Here is an 18,658-nt window from a genome sequence, read left to right as displayed (position 1 = left end):
TTTGCATTTTAACTAAAAAGTAACAATCAACGATCACCAAAGCGGATCAAAGGTAATACTTTTGTATCATTTTTTGAGTTAATTATTCTTCTACCCATCTAGTAAGGGTCAATGAATTAAGGACAAGTGCCTCAGCCATAGGATTGATATTCATATCTATAAAACGTATCTTATATTTCAGTTCATTATTTTCTTCTTTTTCCGAAGCCCCAAATTCTATTAACCGTTCAATCTGACGGGCTGTTTTGACATCTCCGGAGATAACAGCTCCCCCTAAAGCAAATTCATTGGCAGGAATACTATATCCAAAAAACAAGGGGCCGGAATCAATATCACCCAGACTTATTTCAAAGCTGTTGCTCCTTTCCTTAAACAACCTGAATGCAAGTAAGTTAAAACTGAAATATTTTTTATAATTGTTATATAATTCTATAGCAAATTCATTGTCGAACTGATAGATAAACATAATACTCCAGCCCAGCATCGATCCTCTGGGTTCTTCCAATGCTTCTCCGCTTTTGGCTGCGACGGTAGAATACAACACACCCGTTTTACTCTCTATATAATGAACTTTCGCATATTCTATCCATCGTTTGCAGATATCGCCATACCCACTGCCCGTATTTGCGTCATGGAGCTTTAATGAAGCCAAAGCGACTGTATTATCGGGTATCCATATAGCATCAGGATAAGATTCGAGATTCATAAAAGGAGTATTTTCGTATCTGCCTGCTAAGTATCTGGTTATCTTGTCATTCAGATCATTAAATGCATTATCGCCCGACAACAGCCTGTAACACCCCATCATAAGGTTCAGATGCCCCAGATACAAAACCGAAAAGCTGGCAACAGAATCCTGCTGAGCTAATGATTCATCAACGCCATAAGCTGAATATATCTTTCTAGTCAGCGATTTGGCAATACACTCCCTGATCAAAGGTATTGCCCTCTCTTTATATGTGGAATCTTTTACAGCAATATTGGTAAGTGCATAGGCTGAATAAGCATATGAAAACAACATAAATTCGTGGCTCTCATACCCTATTTGATAGATCTCGCCATCCGGATCCAACGGCTGGTAAACAACCCTCTCCAGATAATTTAATCTTTTATCTATTTCTTCAGCATCCGGATATGTATAAGTTTGAAATTGTATTGCAACTAACCAGATAACAAACAAGAATAGTAAGCCAAGGAATATTTTATTTCTCAGCTTCATATTTTTTATTCTATTTTTTATCCAGTCTTTCATTTTTAACTAAAAAGTAACGAAAGTAATATTTCGTGATCTTTTACTGTTGGTTTTCTTTGCATCTTATTATTAAAGATATGTGCTTCTAAAAAGATAAATTGCATTCTCATGTTAAAAATAAACATTAACAAAAAGAACGCAATTTATTATATAGATAAAGATATCCGGATATCTTTATTTATCCTTTGCTTTCGCCCATGAGTCTTTTAATGATACAGTTCTGTTGAACACCATATTATCATCAGTAGAATCAGGGTCTACACAGAAATAACCTGTACGCTGGAACTGGAACTTGTCTCCGGCTTTAGCCTCTTTCAGAAAAGATTCCATCTTACAGCCTTTCAACACTCTTAAAGAGTCAGGGTTAAGCAGTTCAGTGAATTCCCTTTCATCATCAGCAGGATTTTCAACAATAAACAGACGGTCATATAAACGGACCTCTGCATCGAAACAACCCTCAGTAGACACCCAGTGAATAGTTCCTTTCACCCTGCGTCCGCTGTCCGGCATGCCACTCTTAGTTTGTGAATCATATTCTGCATACACCTCGGTAACATTCCCGTTTTCATCCTTTTTGCAACCCGTACATTTTACGATATAAGCATTCTTTAGACGCACCTCATTACCCGGAGTGAGGCGGAAATACTTTTTAGGAGCATCTTCCATAAAGTCATCCCGTTCGATAAACAACTCACGGGAGAAAAGTATATCATGTTCTCCAGCCGTTTCATCTTCCGGATTATTCTGCGCTTTCATAGCCTCTGTCTTTCCTTCCGGATAATTAGTGATAATCAGTTTAACAGGATCGAGAACTGCCGACACACGGGTGGTTTTTTTGTTCAGATCCTCACGGACTGCATATTCCAACAATCCGATGTCATTCACCCCGTCATATTTAGTATAACCGATCTTATCCATCAGATTACGGATAGCCTCCGGCGTATAACCTCTCCGGCGAAATCCTCTGATAGTAGGCATACGCGGATCGTCCCAGCCATTCAGAATCTTTTCTTCTACCATTCGCCTGAGGTTACGCTTACTCAACAATGTATATGTAAACTGTAGCTTATTGAATTCATACTGACGGGGACGGTAGTCGCTCGTTGCCAGTTGGTCTATAAACCAATCGTATAACGGGCGGTGTACTTCAAACTCGAGTGTACACAACGAGTGTGTCACTCCTTCAAAATAATCGCATTGCCCATGTGCAAAATCATACATCGGATATACTTTCCATTCTGTACCCGTGCGATGGTGCGGATGATCGATAATACGATATATAATAGGATCACGGAAATGCATATTGGGCGATGCCATATCTATCTTGGCACGGAGCACCATACTACCTTCCGCAAACTCTCCCTTATTCATTCTCTGAAATAAATCGAGCGTTTCTTCTATGGGACGATCCCGGTATGGACTGTTTATTCCCGGTTGGGTAGGAGTACCTTTTTGTTTAGCGATCTCTTCGGATGGCTGCTCGTCAATATATGCCTTCCCTTCTTTTATCAACTGGATGGCAAAATCCCATAGTTTGGGAAAATAGTCGGAAGCATAATATACATTCTCCCAATTATATCCCAGCCATTTTATATCGTCCATAATGGAGTCTACATATTCCACGTCTTCTTTTACCGGATTGGTATCATCGAAGCGCAGGTTGCATACTCCTCCATATTCTTTGGCAATGCCAAAGTCAATACAAATAGCTTTTGCATGCCCGATGTGCAGGTAGCCGTTCGGTTCGGGTGGGAAACGGGTTTGTATGCGGCTGTCGTTTTTCCCTTCTTTGAGGTCGTTTTCAACTGCTACTTCAATAAAATTGAGGCTTCTTTTAGGTTCTTCCGTGTTTAAATTGTTTTCAGACATATGACTGGAGTATTGTTATTACTTATTAGTGTCGTCTCCTGAGAGATATTTATTATATGCTGCGTAAAATTCTTTCGAGTTTTCGGTATTCTTATACTTGTTTACTATTTCCTGCGATTCTTTATATAGTTTCTCTGCTTCTTGTAAATCCTGTTCTTTGATGTATTCAATGGATTTTAAATTTAATTCTGCTGCTCTCTTCGCATCGCTATCTACAGACGAACATGAGACACACAGAAACAATAAAATAATAGCTAATAAAGATACAAGTTTATTCATATATAAAAAATAAGGATACAAAGATAACTCTTTCGGTATAAGTTGCGAACGATAAATTACATTTTCACAAAACAGAATAAGAAAACAGCAAAAAGAATAATTCTTATTTAGCTAATAATAAGGAATTAAAAAAGCAGCAATCTGAAAAAACAATTATTATAAAAGCATTAACTATAACATCAGCATTAATTTCCGTTTTCTGGGATACATTTGATCATTCTTCTATTATTTCCAATAACCTCTTCGCCCAAACATCTTTAAAATTCATTTTTTGAGCAAATTCTCGGGCTCGCTTGCCCATTTCTAGAGCAAGAAATTTATTCTCCAAAAAGACATTCATCTTTGCTTCTAAATCCAAAACATCTCCTGCTTTATAAATAAATCCAAAACCTTCTTTCTCTATATCGATATCAATAAAAGTATTGTCTGACATGATAACCGGTTTCCCTAAAGCGATAGCATCCACAAAACTGGTAAGACCGCAAAGGTGTATATTATCTGTCCTGACAGGGATTACCATTACATCGGCAGATAATACAAGTTCTATATTTTCATTACTGGTTATCGCCCTCTTTGAGTTGTTCGGGTATAATATATTAAAATTCTTATTATTAAGATACTTCTTTTCAGGGAGCGTTGTATTGTCGCACGTAACAATTGCTTTTACTTGTAGTTTATCGGCAACATACAAAAATTCATCATGGTTACGATGGGACTTTCCATTAGATATGAAAATAATATCTTTCATCTCCCTATTTTTCTGTAATTTGTTTATCCAATAATCATAATAAGATAAATCAGGTCCCCAAAACAGATATTCTTTATGAGGATAAGTGAATCCAGTCTCTACACCTTTCGATAGAAATAATATTTTATGATAAGCAGAAGGATATTTTAGTGTGTTAACAGGATGATGTAATACTGCTATTAGTTTAGCTTTCATCTTCCCTTTCTCTTTTAACCGAGAATAATAATTCATCTGCATAGAACCTGTCATGGCAGAATAGATAATGTCAAAATCTCTATATTTATTTAAAACCCTCTTTCTGTAAATCTTTCTTTTCAGACTAAGAATAAGTTTTTTTATAAAATTCTTCTTGCCTTTCATTGCCGGTGCTTTATCGGAAGGAAGAAACTCTACATGGTTCCCCCTCTGAAGCATTTCATAGACTCCCCAGTAGTGGTTAGCTCCAAAGTCAAAGTTCTTAATCTCTTTATAATATGAGATATCACAGGCATAATTATTGATGTAAAGTATTTTTAATTGAGATCTTTTTTCCATCATTAATTTAGATATTATACAAATGTATAAAAAGAAGATGGCTTTATCACAAACCATCTCCTTTATAAAAAATTAAATTAATAATCAATTTGCAGGATACACGTATCCTATAATATGTTCATACTTCCATTCTCCGTTACCTTCTGTTGGAGCATAATGGACGGTGAAAAAATGATCTTTATACCTTTCACTCCAATATTGGTGTAAGGGTACAGTTCCTTCTTTTTGCGTTGTGTATATATATCCTTTTATATCAGATGTTTTAGTCCATCCTGACCCTAACCATGATGATACAGGATCTGTCGTTAAAAAATGATCAACCCATTTTGCATTCCAGAATTCATACAGAGGTATAGCCCCTGTAGTTGGTTTATCTAAAATGTAACATTCTACATTTTCAAAACGCCAAGCCCCTTCCCCTTGTGTATCATTCCACCATGTTGTATAAAAATGATCGACAGATCTGTCATGCAAATATCTATAAAACGGAACAGTAGAAATAACATTCGGCTGGGAATCTACTATATATTGGTGTACTGCGGCTTTTACCAGTGCCTTTTTTGTCGGATCTGTAATATAGTCATATACAGGATATGCTTTGTCCCAATTGATTGTTATAACTCTAGAGTTCGAATCGTCTACAGTGCTGGCCCAAGCCCCAAAATCCACAGTGATTTTTGGCGGATTCTCGTTACTAAATTCTGCTGATAAACCATTTGTATCTCCACCGATTGTGTGAATACGCCCCGAATAAGTATTGTTTTGTTCATTTAATCTTATTTGTTCTTCTGTTGTAGTCTCGCTACTAGCTCCCAATTTTACAATACTAAGATTTACTTCAAGGCCTGCCTTTACTACATCAGTTGTCTCTCTCCAATTTGATGTTTTTATTACACTCGAGGTATAATTACATCTGTATATACCGCCTGTTACAAAATCTGTTAACACATTTGTTCCATATTTTTCAACAAACTTATATGCAGTATTAGCATCGGTTACTTTTTTCAAATCTTCAACAAAATATGGATGCAAATATCTTGAATTGGCAAATTTAGTAGGATCAGCATCTAACACATACCTTCTCAACCATTTCCAAAAATCAGCATGTGCAAAAGAATACTTGCTCGAATAGCTATAACTTGGTAATGGTTTACCTGATATTTGATCAATTGTAACCCCCTTACTAAAAGGCATTATTTCTAAGGTGGCACTTTTGGTTTGTCCTTCCTCTGGTGACAGTACCGATGCCCCAATAGAACCTTGTAGATTAGTTTTTTCTACTATAGAATGAATATATTCTATAGAATTAATCCCATAGTAAAACGTATTATTTGTTTCAGCAGGAGGCGGTGGGGTAGAAAATGCAGCCGGATCATCCGCTGTAAATGTAACTAAATTTAAAACTGGTGCTTTTAGTGCCCCATAGCTTAAAAAACCCTCCGTTATATCATAGCCATATCCGGTGGCATGATATTTTGCCGGGTCCATATTTTTTAGAGATAAATCTCTTTCGGCGTCAGTAGTTTCATTACCAACACCATAATTTTCATCATTTGTGCAACTCGTCAAAAAGAATACGAATGCGAAATAGACAAACTTTCTCATAAATAGATAATTTTTGATGGTAATTCTATAGAAAATAATGTTAATTGATTGGGCTACTTTTCATTAATTATTCTATACTAGCGTATATAGGACATTTATTAGAATTCTAATGTCTCAAAATTAGTAAACTTGCCCCAAAATATGGCCTTGTTTAAATAAATTAACCTTAAAAAATATTCACTCTTATTAAGTTTACAGCAGATATGAAAAGTATATGTAATCTGCATTTTATTTCAGGTACTTTATCTATGTAGAAATAGTAGATAGTAGTCAGTAGAAAAATGAAGAATGAAGAATATGTTGTTGACAGATAACTAAAAAGTGTCAGGTTTTGCTCAAAAGGCTAAAGGCTAACAGCTAAAGGCTAATAAAAAATCGATCTTTGACAAATAACATATCGACAGAAAAAGAGAAAAAAAGTATCAATATGAGAGAAATGGCAATAAGAAAACTTGAAAAACATGTAAAGTTTGTAAAGTTTTAACATTCGGTGCTTACAATCTGCTAGTATGTCTTACATAGCCTTTGTTTACTCCCGGAATTGTTAATGACCTCGTTTTCACTTTGGCAAATTGCAGTGTAATCAACGGTCGTTTCAATTAGCAATTGGCATTATTTATATACGATATTCAACAATAGAATAAAACGTCAACAAAAAACAAATTTTCATTTCACTAATAAACAAACACTTAAATGAAAAAATGAAAATTTTTCAAAAAAAGTTGTAACCATTTTCATCTTACATTCGTCATATTTTTAGAAAGCGCTTAATAAATGAAACAAAAAAATAACAATCCATAAAAAACAATTATTATGAAAACTTTAATTATATCATCAGTATTAGCAGCACTTGTATCAGTAGCAAGTTTGTCAGCAGGAAATCCTAAGACCACAGTTTACGAAAACATAGAGACTACTGACGCCGGAGTGAAAAAGGAATATATAAGCTATAACACTAAAATATCTCAGGGAGAAAACAAAATAGTATATATCTATAATAGTAATGGAGTTCTGGCAAGTAAAACCGTCTATAACTGGAATACTGAAAAAGGCTGGGTAATCCTTAAAAATTACGATTATAAGTATAATGTTGACGGTAAACTGGCCTATCTAAATTTCACGAAGTGGGAAAACAACAGATCGGTACAGGCTGAGCAATTAATTCACATATACGACAATGAAGGTAATTTTATGGCCGTGGAAAAAATCGACCTGAACGGAGAAGACGTTGCCTATGCCAGTCAGAAATAAATTAAACCCGGATAATATAAGCAAAGCGGAAACCAGCAAACAGGTTCCCGCTTTTTTATGAGATAATTGTTATTATTGTATAGAGTCCAGAGTAAGGACTTCGTCAAATTCTTCAACTTTTACCTGAGGAAGATTTTCTGAAGTTTTCTGCTCTTTGGATATTTCCTTTACCAATGTATATTTTAAAGAAGACCGGTCTGCTGCAGGATTTGCAACACTATCGACTTTAACTTCAATCACATATTCATATCCGGGCTCGTAGTTGAACCCATTGATATTATTGTAGAAAAATTCCCATTCGGTCTGACCGTCCTTTTTCACATAAAGACATTTCATAGGAGCCACACCAATGCAATCTCCCAGCTGTGAAGCCACCGTTAATTTCTCCGTTTTTTCAGAATTGCCACATGAGGCAAAAAACATTGTAATAGCAAATAAGAATAAAACTGACTTATGCATAATCTTTTATTTTTTAATGTTGATAATTTATCTTTAGTTGTTTTACTAACAATAGTATAATCGGAAAAGTTCAATATTAATACGTGAAGGGTCGAATTTCATGAAATTCCGGTTCAAATCCGAAAATACAAACTCCCATGCAAATATTTGCACGATAAGGAATATTTTTATTATTTTTGGAAACTGACACAGCTTTACAAAAAAGCGTTAAAACGAAACACGGGGATATAGAAAGAGATTGAATGCAGCCGCTTGTTATGTGGCCAGCCTTAACTAAATTTTATGGGGATGAAAACTGGAGTAATACAAAAAAAAGAATACAAAGTCGACTTTGAAACCGGAAGCGGATCGCTTTATATTCCGGTATTGGGAGACTTATTCCCAAATCTTTGGGGTCAAAAAATGAATCCTGTAGACAAATGGATCCTGACAATCGACAATATGATATATACTGTTGATAAAGATTTCTATGACAGCGTATCCGAGGGCGATAAAGTAGAAATATATTATGACAACGGGCTGCCGGAGGTTAAGCCTTGTGGAAATTGAATATGTAAACGTTATATTTGCAAAGCGTAATGAATAAACTTTTAGATACAAGAGTCTTAACACTTCTATTTATTACAGCTTTTCCCGTACAAGTTTCAGCTTGTATGATTGCGCATATATTCAAAGTATTCCCTGTAGGCATGAGCGGAGATACTATCATTTCTGTGGATATAGATATCTGGAGGAACGGGGATATGATTTACACTGAAGGTGATAGAAAAAGCAGTATTATTTTTGATAATTTAATGCCCAGCGACCTCGGATGGGACACTAAAACATATATCACAAAATACGACAAATATCAGAATCCAATAGAAACAACTGGTGTTCAGTCCGCTTCAAGGATATATGGCAGGCTGTATATGAAGAACCAATCTTATATCACGGCCATGGGTACGACCTGTTCATTGTAAACAGGCTGAAAGAATAACTTCTTGTCTATCGTGTCACTTCATCTATCAGATAGAATATCGACTTAAAGTTTATCTCCCCGTATTCGCTCAATCCTATCTCGCAGGTACGGCTAGTAGAATAACCATCTTTGCAATCGGCGGGAACCTGTTCTGACAAATGCCTGAGTCCATGCTTATTCAGCTCGGGATAAGTGAATCCCCTGTCTCCGGCAAAGCCACAGCAATTACTTTCTACAAAGGAAACCTCTTTGGAACACATTTTGGCAAGTTCAAGTAACTTTTCTTCCATGCCTATTTTTTTCACCGAACAAACGGGAAAAACAGTGACAATATTACGCGGATTTTTCACCTGCAGTTTAGGCATTACAAAATCGAGCATAAACTCGATGGGATCGTATATCTTCAGGTCATCACTTGTATACGCTTCGTGGAAAGTATAAAAGCATGGGCTCATATCGAACAGGACAGGATACTTGCCGTTCTCTGAAGCTTTAAGCAAAGCGTCTTCCAGCTCTTTCGATTTTCTGCTGCCTTCCTCTTTCAGTCCCTTACTGCTAAAAGCCATACCACAGCAAAGGCTGTTGATTCCTTCGGGATAGATAATCGTAAATCCGGCACGCTCCAGCAACTCCTGTGTCTTTTTAGTGAGTTCCACATCACCTTTTTCATAGCCTTTCGATTTTCCCATCGATCGGTTAATGCAGGAAGGGAAATAAACCACCTTATCCGGTTTCCCGTCATTTACTATCGTATTTTGTATTTTGTGCGCGCCTTTCGGCATATCCTTGTTCCATTTAGGGATCATTTTGAATGACACAGTCCGCATAGCCGAAGCGATACCACCCATCAATGTACTGCCTAGTATAGTATGGAAAGCATTTACAAAATTAAGCCCTCTACGCATCAACGAAGTAGTGCCGGACATGTGATGCCCGATATACCCGGCCACTTTCTTTGCTGTATCAGATGCTTCGTCATGTCGCACGTCTTTTATAAACTTCCCAGTATCTATCTTAACAGGACAAGCCAATCCGCAAAGACCATCGGTGGCACATGTTTCATCAGAATAGTATTTTGTATCTTTCAGCATTTGCTTCAACCGGGCAGTATCTTCCCCTAATGCTTTTAACCGTGCGATTTCCCTAGCTATCACAATGCGCTGCCGGGGCGACAGTGTAAGTCCTTCCGAAACACAATGTGGTTCACAAAAACCACATTCCATACATTTATCGACAATCTCATTCGCCGCAGGAAGGGGTTTCAGGTTTTCAAGATGTATTTTCGGATTTTCATTGATCAGTACACCCGGATTTATCAGATGATTGGGATCGAAAATCTGCTTGATCTGCTTCATTATCTTATATGCCGCTTCCCCCCATTCTTTTTCTACAAACGGAGCCATATTGCGTCCGGTTCCATGCTCTGCTTTGAGTGATCCGTCGAACCGGTTAACGACAATATCGGCCAGTTCATCCATCATATCAGCATAACGCTGCACTTCGCTCGGTGTATTGAAATCCTGCGAAAATACAATATGGAAATTCCCATCTAATGCATGTCCATATAAAACAGCATCTGCATATTCATATTTTTTGAAAAGCTCTTTCAACGCCACGCAAGCCTCGCCAAGCTTGTCGATAGGAAAAGCGACATCTTCTATCAGACAGGTGGTGCCAGTCTTCCGTAATCCGCCAATCGTAGACAATAAGCCTTTGCGGGCTTTCCAGTTAAAATTGTATTCTTTCGGATCTGATGTGAATTTGTATGGTTGTATGGTCGGGATAGAGACAATAGCTTCCCTTATCTTCTTCTCTTTTTGTTCCATGATTTCAGCGGTATCTCCCTGTATCTCGACTAATAACAGACAAGCAGTTTCAGGCAAAGTGCGGAAATAAGCAGGTGCCTCTGGGTCATCCTCAATAGAACGGATCGAATCCCTGTCGAGAAGTTCGACTGCAGAAACAGGTGTTTGTTTAAGTAAAGGAACTACATCGCAGGCTGTCTCTATTGTTTCATAGATCATCAACGTACAAGCTTTATATTTTTCATCAACAACAGTATGGTAGGTAATATCCGATATAAAAGCCAATGTTCCTTCCGACCCTATCATCAAATGCTTGATAATATCAAATGGATTTTCATAATCGACAAGCGCATTTATACTGTAACCTGTCGTGTTCTTTATTTTGAATTTTTGTTTAATACGCTCCCTTAAATGCGGATTAGCCTTTATTTCGTCTCTTAAATTCCCTACCCCTTCTATTATCTCTGGATGTTTCTCCTGAAAAGTCTTTTTACTGTTATCATCCGCAGTATCCAGAATAGTCCCGTCATAAAATACAATACGAATATCCGAAACCGTTTTATATGAATTCTGATCGATACCACAACACATTCCACTCGCATTGTTAGAAGCGATCCCTCCTATCATAGCAGCATTGATCGACGCAGGATCGGGGCCGATCTTCCGTCCGAACGGTTTCAGAAATACATTCGCCCTTGCACCTACAATACCGGGTTGCAGTCTGATTTTCAATCCGTCATCCAGAATAGTATATTTACGCCATTCGTGGGTTGCTACCATCAATACGGAATCAGTTATCGCCTGCCCCGAAAGACTTGTTCCTGCCGCACGATAAGTCACTGGTATATTCAACCTGCCTGTCTGACGTATTACTCCTACAGCCTCTTCTTCATTATGCACCTGTACCACAATTTTAGGAATGAGACGGTAAAAGCTGGCATCAGTCCCGTAAGCAAGCAATTGTAGCGGATTTGTAATAATGCGTTTCGCAGGAATTGTTTTGGATAATTCTTGCTTCAATAATTCGTAATTAGCAGGCAACATAACTTAATATTTTTAGTTCTTTCGATTCTCTCATTTTTAAAAGGCACTGCAAGTTATAAAACATATTTGATATTTAATAATGTAAATCAGTAGTTGAAACTATTATAATTGTAAAAAATAATCGTTCAATTTTACTAACGCACCCTTCGGGGTTGTTTTTCATTTTGGTATTGCCCAAAACGAAACAAAAGGCTAGTGCTTCGTTCCCCGCCGACCTGTCATCGGCTTGCCGGCTAAACCAAATAAACTCGCCTTCGGTTCAGACAATATTTGGTTTCACGCCGTCTTCACCGGACAGGTGCCCGTCGTAGGAACCTATGCACGGAAAGCTGGCGCACGACAGGGGATTACCCTCCCTTGAGGTGGCTTCGCCCGGTGGCATTAATCCGTAGTGCGGGGCACCCGTCAGGTGAGAGGGGCGTGAAATGGGAAGCGTCCGCAGGACAATCTTTCCATTTAGCTCCTGAGCCTGTAACGGGTCGCATGGAGGATGAGCCACCAAAGCATTTTTGCATCCTTTTTTTGCTTAGGAAAAAAGGATGGTAAGTAATCTTCGATTACGCGCAGTAGAAAATTGAACAATTAAATCTAACTACTGATTCGCATTAATAATGTAAATCACCAGTAGTTGAAATCTGTATTTTTCTTAGAGATCTTTATCTATGTAAAAAAGGAATTATAAATTATGAATTATGAGTTATGAATACGAAGTATCGGCGGAGCCAATTAAGGAGGATTATAATTTGTGGCTTAGCGTTTTTGCATGATAATCTATCAGAAGTGTCAGGTTTTATTCCCGCAAAGACGCAGAGGCGCAAAAGTGTGGAATCAAAGTTGATAACTGATTACTGTTGATTGTAAACTGTAAATATGTGTCAACTTTGTCAAGTTTTAACAATTCATACTGCATATTGACATTAATGAGAAAACAATATCACAAAACGTCACTGGATTTTTGTAACTTACACCAGTTTTTCACGGCTGACAATTAAGTGAAACAATTCGACCTTATCAAGATATCTCAAATAAAGTAACTATCATGAAAAACATTAAATGCTCATTTTTAATTTTGAGTTTTCTAATTTCCGGATTTTCCGGCACAGTTCTTTCACAATCTATAAAAGAAGCTGCCGCCAAATCTAAAAGGATTGATATATCGACATTCGGGGCTATCCCTGATGATGGAATAGATGACTCGGATGCTTTCAGGGCTGCCATGAAATTCTGCAGGGAAACACCCAACACTACTCTGTTTATTCCACCCGGCATATATAATTTCAAAGATAAAGAAGCAACTAAAATAGAATACGAAGCTATAAGCGGACAATATGGAGAAGACGTACAAGGACGCTTATTTAAAATAGATGCCCCTTATGTAAAAGCGTTGGATATGCATGGGTGTAAAAATATATCTATCGAGGCTGATGGCGCTACACTTATGCTGGAAGGGTGGTACGAAACAATATCCATTGTGAATGCCAGCAATATCCGGCTAAAGGGGCTGACAATAACCCATAAAAGACCGCCTTTCACAATGGGAACAATTATTAATGTTTCAGAAGATTACTTCGATATGCGGATAGATACAACCCGGTTTCCGTATCTTGATGATAAAATCACCGGCAGAATACACTTTTATGATATCGATAGACAACGCATCTATACAGGCTCACGGCACGAAGGAAAAGAATTGTTAGACAGGGAAACAATCAGGATATACTCTAAAGTCTGCCCTAAAAAAGATGATTTTTGTATTCTCAGGCATAGCGCACATTACAGGCCGGGAATTCTTATAAAAGAGTCTTCTGATATATTAATTGAAAATGTAAAAATACACAGCCAGCCCGGTATGGGTATAGTCGGACACAGATCTGAGAATATAACAATGAGAAACCTTCAGATAATCCCCGAGCCGGGAAGCGTGGTTTCCACAAATACAGATGCAACCCATTTCGCAAGCTGCAAAGGCAAGATCGTACTGGATGCCTGCAAATTTGGAGGACAAGGTGACGATTGCACAAATGTCCATAACTATTACTGGAGTGTTTATCCGGGAAAATCCGGGAAAGAAGTGCTCATCGCCGTAGAAAAAGCAGACCTGCATGCCTTGTCCCTGGATTATCCCGATGTAAATGATACGATAGCTCTTGTGTCGAGAAAAAACCTCGAACCTGTGGAATATTTTATTACAAAACAGGTCGATACTACATCATCTGATATGCGGGTAAAGGTTATTTTGGACAAAGAATTGAAATATAATCCGGAAGAATATTTTATGACCAACATAACCCGACAGCCATCTGTTGAAATAACAAGCAACACCGTGCGTAGCCACATGGCAAGAGCTTTCCTGATAAAGACCCGCAATGTTATAATATCCGGTAATGTAATACAAAGCAGTAGCGGGTCGGCTATACAATTAGGAGCTGAAGCGAGCTGGCGGGAAAGCAATCCTGTAAAAAATGTATTAATTGAGAATAACTGGATAATAGGTTGCGGATATGGCCATGGTAGTCAAAAAGGTACCGCTGTGAGTGTCAGCATTAACGGATTGAAAACCAAACCTGCATTCTTAAATGAGAATATTATTATAAGGAACAATACAATACAAGCCGAAGGAGAGAATGCGATCTACATCTCGGGAGCAAAAAATGTAAGCATATCCGACAATGAAATACTAGGAAGTATCAACGCCATATACACAGAAGACACAGATCCGGTTACAGTTAAAAATAATGGCATATTGCCTGTTATAATAAAAGAGACTAATCGATAACTTTTACAAATTGTCATGCCGGGTAAACAAATCACTGCATTTCTCATTCGAAATAAGATAAATTAATAGAAACTCTGTAAAATCAGTTGCATTAATTGGCTAAATACAAGAAAAAGACGTAATTTTGTGGGTCAATTTTAACAAACGAAAAAACGAGATACATTATTCATTTCTAAATTAATAAAAACAATGAGAATCGAGAAAATTTTCGCACGTGAGATCCTGGATTCAAGAGGAAATCCGACAATCGAAGTTGATGTAACACTTGAATGCGGCATTGTAGGGCGTGCTGCAGTTCCTTCCGGAGCATCGACAGGTGAAAACGAAGCATTGGAACTTCGCGACGGTGACAAAAAACGTTATGGCGGTAAAGGTGTTACTAAAGCCGTAGAAAATGTAAACAAAGTTATCGCTCCTGCATTGGAAGGGGAATCTTCACTTGATCAAAGAGGAATCGACCATGCGATGCTTAAACTTGATGGAACAAAAACAAAATCAAAACTTGGAGCTAACGCTATTCTTGGAGTTTCCCTTGCTGTAGCTAAAGCTGCTGCTGCTTATCTTGAAATGCCGCTTTACCGTTATATCGGTGGGACAAATACATATACACTTCCTGTACCGATGATGAATATCATCAATGGTGGTTCTCACTCTGATGCCCCTATCGCATTCCAGGAATTTATGATCCGCCCTGTAGGTGCAAAATCTTTCAAAGAAGGCTTGAGAATGGGTGCTGAAATTTTCCACGCACTTAAAAAAGTTCTTCACGACCGTGGTCTTAGCACTGCAGTAGGTGACGAAGGTGGATTTGCACCGGCTCTTGAAGGAACAGAAGACGCTTTGGAATCTATCCTTAAAGCTATTAAAGATGCAGGTTACAAACCAGGCAAGGAAGTAACTATCGCTCTTGACTGTGCAGCTTCTGAGTTCTACGACAAGAAAACTAAGGTATATGACTATACTAAGTTCGAAGGCAAGAAAGCTGCAAAACGCAAAGCTGCCGACCAGGTTAAATTCCTGAAAGAACTGTCTGAGAAATATCCTATCGACTCTATCGAAGACGGTATGGACGAAGGAGACTGGGACGGATGGAAAAAACTTACCGATGCTATCGGTAACAAAGTTCAGCTTGTAGGAGACGACTTGTTCGTAACAAACGTTGACTTCCTTCAAAAAGGTATCGAAAGCGGTTGTGCAAACTCTATCCTGATCAAAGTAAACCAAATCGGTACGCTTTCTGAAACTCTTGATGCTATCGAAATGGCTCACCGTGCAGGTTACACAAGCGTAACTTCTCACCGTTCGGGCGAAACTGAAGATGCTACAATTGCTGACATCGCAGTTGCTACAAATTCAGGACAGATCAAAACCGGTTCGCTTAGCCGCACAGACCGTATGGCTAAATACAACCAATTGCTTCGCATCGAAGAAGAACTTGGCGAAAAAGCTGTTTACGGATGGAAACGCGTTCAACGTAAATAATAAGAACTAAGTATCTTAAATATTATAGAAAACCGATGTCTTTAACAGACATCGGTTTTTGCTTTTATATGATTCTGATTATATTTGCATAAATAGCACACTGCAAAGACATAGTCCCTTATTAAAAATCTGGTTATAGCTTATGAAGCATCTTTACTTACTTATTCTGTTCTCTATATTTTGTATCTGTTTGCCAGCTCAGGACAACAAAGCAAAGCCCCGCAATGGAGAAGGTACTCATACTTTTCTTAAAAGGCACAAAAGAACAAATGAAGGAGATTACGACAAGTTTCTTGAATTGAATAAAGGTAAATTTGGCAAGAATAACTCCCTGTTAAAAGGCATCACTTATACCCTACCTCCAGTATACGGAAATAATACGGTGAATGCTGCTTCAGCCAAAGCCTCTCCAAAACAGACAAAAGAAACAAAAAGTACAAACAGACTATTCGGCCCGAAATATCAGGACTACACCATTAAATCGAAAAAACTTAAAGGCGCTGTATTTTTTCTTTCCAGCGGACATGGAGGTCCTGACCCGGGTGCAATAGGAAAAATAGACGGATATGAAGTTCACGAAGATGAATATGCCTATGATATTACATTACGCCTTGCCCGTGCTTTAATGGAAGAAGGCGCTACCGTACACATGATAATACAAGATGCCAAAGACGGGATAAGAGACGATCGCTATTTAGCCAATAGCAAGAGAGAAACCTGTATGGGTGTTGCCATCCCCCTGAACCAGACACTGAGACTAAAACAACGGAGTGATAAGATAAACAGTCTTGCCCGACAGTCGAAAGAGAAATACAAACGGGCTGTGTTTATCCACCTGGATAGCCGTAGCCAAAAGAAGCAACTGGATGTATTCTTCTATTATGCAAAAAACAGCAGCGGAGGACGAAAACTGGCCAATACTATGCGGCAGACCTTTGCCAGCCACTACGATAAACATCAGCCAAACAGGGGCTTTACAGGAACAGTAAGCCAACGAAGCCTTTATGTTCTTGACAATACGACGCCAGTGGGATTATATGCAGAACTGGGTAATATACAAAACAGTTTCGATCAGCGAAGATTCCTCGATCCCAACAACCGGCAGGCTCTGGCCAATTGGATGTGCAGGGGATTTATAACAGATTATGAGAATTGGAAAAAAGGTAAATGAGAATGCGCTAATTCCAGATCAGAATGGGTATATTTGTAAAAATCACTTAAATAATTAAACCATGAGATTATTACTGATCAGCAACTCTACAAATCCGGGTGAAGCCTATCTGGACTATCCTAAAAACAATATCAAGGAATTTCTAGGAAAGAAGCCTGTGAAAGCACTCTTCATCCCCTATGCAGCAGTAACCTTTTCTTACGACGAGTATGAGAAGAAAGTGAATGACCGCTTTAAGGAAATCGGACACAGTGTGAAAAGTATCCATCATTTTAAAGACCCTAAAAAAGCGGTCGAAGAAGCCGATGCGATAGTAGTCGGAGGCGGAAACACATGGAAACTGGTTCGCACTATGCGCGACAATGGCATTATCAGGCTCATCAACCAGAAAGTGAAAAAAGGGACACCTTATATTGGTTGGAGTGCCGGATCGAATGTAGCCTGTCCTACCCTGCGCACGACTAATGACATGCCAATTATCGACCCGAAAGGTTTTAATGTGATTAATCTTGTTCCATTCCAGATCAACCCTCACTATCTGGATGTACACCCAGAAGGACATGGCGGTGAGACCCGTGAGGATCGTATCAGGGAATTTATCACCGAAAATCCTGATATGTATGTTGTCGGCCTTCGTGAAGGATCTATGCTTAACCTCGAAGGCAAAACATTGAAATTGATCGGAGATAAAACAGCCCGCATATTCAAATATGGACAAGAGAGTGTAGAATTGTCAAAGAACGACGATTTCAGCTTCTTACTGAAAAAATAAATATCCTGGTATGTGGAGGTCAAACATCGGCCTCCAGGCATACCAAGACAAAATCCTTATCTATTTTATAATAGGCATTAAACTTATATGCTTTCTCTGTACGGGTTTCCGAAGTACGGAATGTTCCGCCATTTTGTGACGGGATAAACTTATCAACAAACAAATTACTTAAAAAATTCACCCCTTCCACATCTATAAATTTAAACATAGCCTCTTTTGCCGACCAGTGAAGCAAGAGGTGTATTAATTCATTCTCTTTGTCAATATATTCACTCCCGGCTATTAACCGGCTCTGCACCCGTCTTATTTTTTCTGATATTTGCTCTATATCGAGACCTATGTGTTTCACCTGATTCACAGCTACAGCCACATAACCTTTTGTATGAGACACACTTATATGATAAGATTTATCAGTAAGAAAAGGTTTGCCCGACTGATTATAATATACTTCTTTCTCTTCGCCCATCAACTCTTTCATCAGAATACGGGCGCAAAGTATCTCCAGCACACGCGATTCGGACTTTATGGAATAGATATTCTGAATCCATTCGTGACAGGAAAGAAAGGATAATAATTCATCCCGAGATTCTTCGATTTTCCATATCCCGACAAAAGTAGACGCTGTTATATATTCTTTCAGGTAAAGCATT

16 protein-coding genes are annotated in these 18,658 nt (G+C 38.2%); 7 read left to right on the top strand and 9 right to left on the bottom strand.

Features of this window, described 5'->3' with window-relative positions:
- Positions 1-82: 82 nt before the first annotated feature.
- From GGR21_RS20850 to GGR21_RS01270, 5 genes are all read right to left on the bottom strand, one after another.
- The gene (locus GGR21_RS20850; protein ID WP_246347956.1) at positions 83-1,219 is read right to left on the bottom strand and encodes a linalool dehydratase/isomerase domain-containing protein; all 1,137 of its coding nucleotides are present in this window, start codon (positions 1,217-1,219) and stop codon (positions 83-85) included.
- Between the two features lie 207 nt (positions 1,220-1,426).
- The gene (locus tag GGR21_RS01285; protein WP_183305329.1) at positions 1,427-3,121 is read right to left on the bottom strand and encodes a glutamine--tRNA ligase/YqeY domain fusion protein; all 1,695 of its coding nucleotides are present in this window, start codon (positions 3,119-3,121) and stop codon (positions 1,427-1,429) included.
- An 18-nt stretch (positions 3,122-3,139) separates the two neighbouring features.
- On the bottom strand, positions 3,140-3,400 hold the full coding sequence (locus GGR21_RS01280) for a hypothetical protein (RefSeq protein ID WP_183305328.1): 261 nt from the start codon (positions 3,398-3,400) through the stop codon (positions 3,140-3,142).
- A gap of 214 nt (positions 3,401-3,614) precedes the next feature.
- Positions 3,615-4,685 carry a glycosyltransferase gene (locus GGR21_RS01275; RefSeq protein WP_183305327.1) on the bottom strand — a complete coding sequence of 357 codons (1,071 nt, stop codon included), beginning with the start codon at positions 4,683-4,685 and terminating at the stop codon, positions 3,615-3,617.
- Positions 4,686-4,766: 81 nt separating this feature from the next.
- On the bottom strand, positions 4,767-6,287 hold the full coding sequence (locus GGR21_RS01270) for an MAC/perforin domain-containing protein (RefSeq protein WP_183305326.1): 1,521 nt from the start codon (positions 6,285-6,287) through the stop codon (positions 4,767-4,769).
- 813 nt (positions 6,288-7,100) lie between these two features.
- Here GGR21_RS01270 and GGR21_RS01265 point away from each other — a divergent pair.
- On the top strand, positions 7,101-7,538 hold the full coding sequence (locus tag GGR21_RS01265; RefSeq protein ID WP_183305325.1) for a DUF3836 domain-containing protein: 438 nt from the start codon (positions 7,101-7,103) through the stop codon (positions 7,536-7,538).
- A gap of 72 nt (positions 7,539-7,610) precedes the next feature.
- Here GGR21_RS01265 and GGR21_RS01260 read toward each other — a convergent pair whose 3' ends face one another.
- A complete protein-coding gene (locus GGR21_RS01260; protein WP_183305324.1) occupies positions 7,611-7,997 on the bottom strand; it encodes a DUF4377 domain-containing protein in 387 nt (128 codons plus the stop codon).
- A gap of 288 nt (positions 7,998-8,285) precedes the next feature.
- On the opposite strand from GGR21_RS01260, the gene GGR21_RS01255 reads away from it, so the two are divergent.
- Positions 8,286-8,546, top strand: a complete 261-nt coding sequence (locus GGR21_RS01255; RefSeq protein ID WP_183305323.1) for a hypothetical protein — start codon at positions 8,286-8,288, stop codon at positions 8,544-8,546.
- A 104-nt stretch (positions 8,547-8,650) separates the two neighbouring features.
- Positions 8,651-8,959: a hypothetical protein gene (locus GGR21_RS01250; RefSeq protein ID WP_183305322.1), complete on the top strand. Its 309-nt coding sequence runs from the start codon at positions 8,651-8,653 to the stop codon at positions 8,957-8,959.
- 25 nt (positions 8,960-8,984) lie between these two features.
- Here GGR21_RS01250 and GGR21_RS01245 read toward each other — a convergent pair whose 3' ends face one another.
- Together GGR21_RS01245 and GGR21_RS01240 are read right to left on the bottom strand one after the other, a co-directional pair.
- A complete protein-coding gene (locus GGR21_RS01245) occupies positions 8,985-11,807 on the bottom strand; it encodes an FAD-binding and (Fe-S)-binding domain-containing protein (protein WP_183305321.1) in 2,823 nt (940 codons plus the stop codon).
- A gap of 259 nt (positions 11,808-12,066) precedes the next feature.
- Positions 12,067-12,306, bottom strand: a complete 240-nt coding sequence (locus GGR21_RS01240; RefSeq protein ID WP_183305320.1) for a hypothetical protein — start codon at positions 12,304-12,306, stop codon at positions 12,067-12,069.
- A gap of 540 nt (positions 12,307-12,846) precedes the next feature.
- Here GGR21_RS01240 and GGR21_RS01235 point away from each other — a divergent pair.
- The 4 genes from GGR21_RS01235 to pepE all read left to right on the top strand — a co-directional run bounded on the left by GGR21_RS01235 (position 12,847) and on the right by pepE (position 18,008).
- Positions 12,847-14,583, top strand: a complete 1,737-nt coding sequence (locus tag GGR21_RS01235; protein ID WP_183305319.1) for a right-handed parallel beta-helix repeat-containing protein — start codon at positions 12,847-12,849, stop codon at positions 14,581-14,583.
- 189 nt (positions 14,584-14,772) lie between these two features.
- On the top strand, positions 14,773-16,065 hold the full coding sequence (gene eno / locus GGR21_RS01230) for a phosphopyruvate hydratase (RefSeq protein WP_183305318.1): 1,293 nt from the start codon (positions 14,773-14,775) through the stop codon (positions 16,063-16,065).
- Between the two features lie 142 nt (positions 16,066-16,207).
- Entirely contained in the window at positions 16,208-17,236 is a 1,029-nt protein-coding gene (locus GGR21_RS01225; RefSeq protein WP_183305317.1) for an N-acetylmuramoyl-L-alanine amidase family protein, read from the top strand.
- Between the two features lie 61 nt (positions 17,237-17,297).
- Positions 17,298-18,008, top strand: a complete 711-nt coding sequence (pepE, locus tag GGR21_RS01220) for a dipeptidase PepE (RefSeq protein ID WP_183305316.1) — start codon at positions 17,298-17,300, stop codon at positions 18,006-18,008.
- A gap of 19 nt (positions 18,009-18,027) precedes the next feature.
- Here the strand turns inward: pepE and GGR21_RS01215 are convergent, their stop codons facing one another.
- Positions 18,028-18,657 (bottom strand): 4'-phosphopantetheinyl transferase family protein, encoded by a 630-nt coding sequence (locus tag GGR21_RS01215; RefSeq protein ID WP_183305315.1) that lies wholly within the window; start codon positions 18,655-18,657, stop codon positions 18,028-18,030.
- Position 18,658 lies beyond the last annotated feature (1 nt).

The sequence above is a fragment of the Dysgonomonas hofstadii genome (assembly GCF_014196915.1).
Classification (GTDB): domain Bacteria; phylum Bacteroidota; class Bacteroidia; order Bacteroidales; family Dysgonomonadaceae; genus Dysgonomonas; species Dysgonomonas hofstadii.
The sequence above is the reverse complement of the archived record's forward strand: the minus strand, read 5'-3'. Positions and strand labels throughout refer to the sequence as shown.

Coding starts and splice junctions, on each gene's coding strand:
- eno (WP_183305318.1), top strand. CDS start 14,773: ATGAGAATCGAGAAAATTTTCGCACGTGAGATCCTGGATTCAAGAGGA.
- GGR21_RS01255 (WP_183305323.1), top strand. CDS start 8,286: ATGAAAACTGGAGTAATACAAAAAAAAGAATACAAAGTCGACTTTGAA.
- GGR21_RS01260 (WP_183305324.1), bottom strand. CDS start 7,997: ATGCATAAGTCAGTTTTATTCTTATTTGCTATTACAATGTTTTTTGCC.
- GGR21_RS01235 (WP_183305319.1), top strand. CDS start 12,847: ATGAAAAACATTAAATGCTCATTTTTAATTTTGAGTTTTCTAATTTCC.
- GGR21_RS01275 (WP_183305327.1), bottom strand. CDS start 4,685: ATGATGGAAAAAAGATCTCAATTAAAAATACTTTACATCAATAATTAT.
- GGR21_RS01215 (WP_183305315.1), bottom strand. CDS start 18,657: ATGCTTTACCTGAAAGAATATATAACAGCGTCTACTTTTGTCGGGATA.
- GGR21_RS01225 (WP_183305317.1), top strand. CDS start 16,208: ATGAAGCATCTTTACTTACTTATTCTGTTCTCTATATTTTGTATCTGT.
- GGR21_RS01245 (WP_183305321.1), bottom strand. CDS start 11,807: ATGTTGCCTGCTAATTACGAATTATTGAAGCAAGAATTATCCAAAACA.
- GGR21_RS01270 (WP_183305326.1), bottom strand. CDS start 6,287: ATGAGAAAGTTTGTCTATTTCGCATTCGTATTCTTTTTGACGAGTTGC.
- GGR21_RS01265 (WP_183305325.1), top strand. CDS start 7,101: ATGAAAACTTTAATTATATCATCAGTATTAGCAGCACTTGTATCAGTA.
- GGR21_RS01250 (WP_183305322.1), top strand. CDS start 8,651: ATGATTGCGCATATATTCAAAGTATTCCCTGTAGGCATGAGCGGAGAT.
- GGR21_RS20850 (WP_246347956.1), bottom strand. CDS start 1,219: ATGAAGCTGAGAAATAAAATATTCCTTGGCTTACTATTCTTGTTTGTT.
- GGR21_RS01280 (WP_183305328.1), bottom strand. CDS start 3,400: ATGAATAAACTTGTATCTTTATTAGCTATTATTTTATTGTTTCTGTGT.
- pepE (WP_183305316.1), top strand. CDS start 17,298: ATGAGATTATTACTGATCAGCAACTCTACAAATCCGGGTGAAGCCTAT.
- GGR21_RS01285 (WP_183305329.1), bottom strand. CDS start 3,121: ATGTCTGAAAACAATTTAAACACGGAAGAACCTAAAAGAAGCCTCAAT.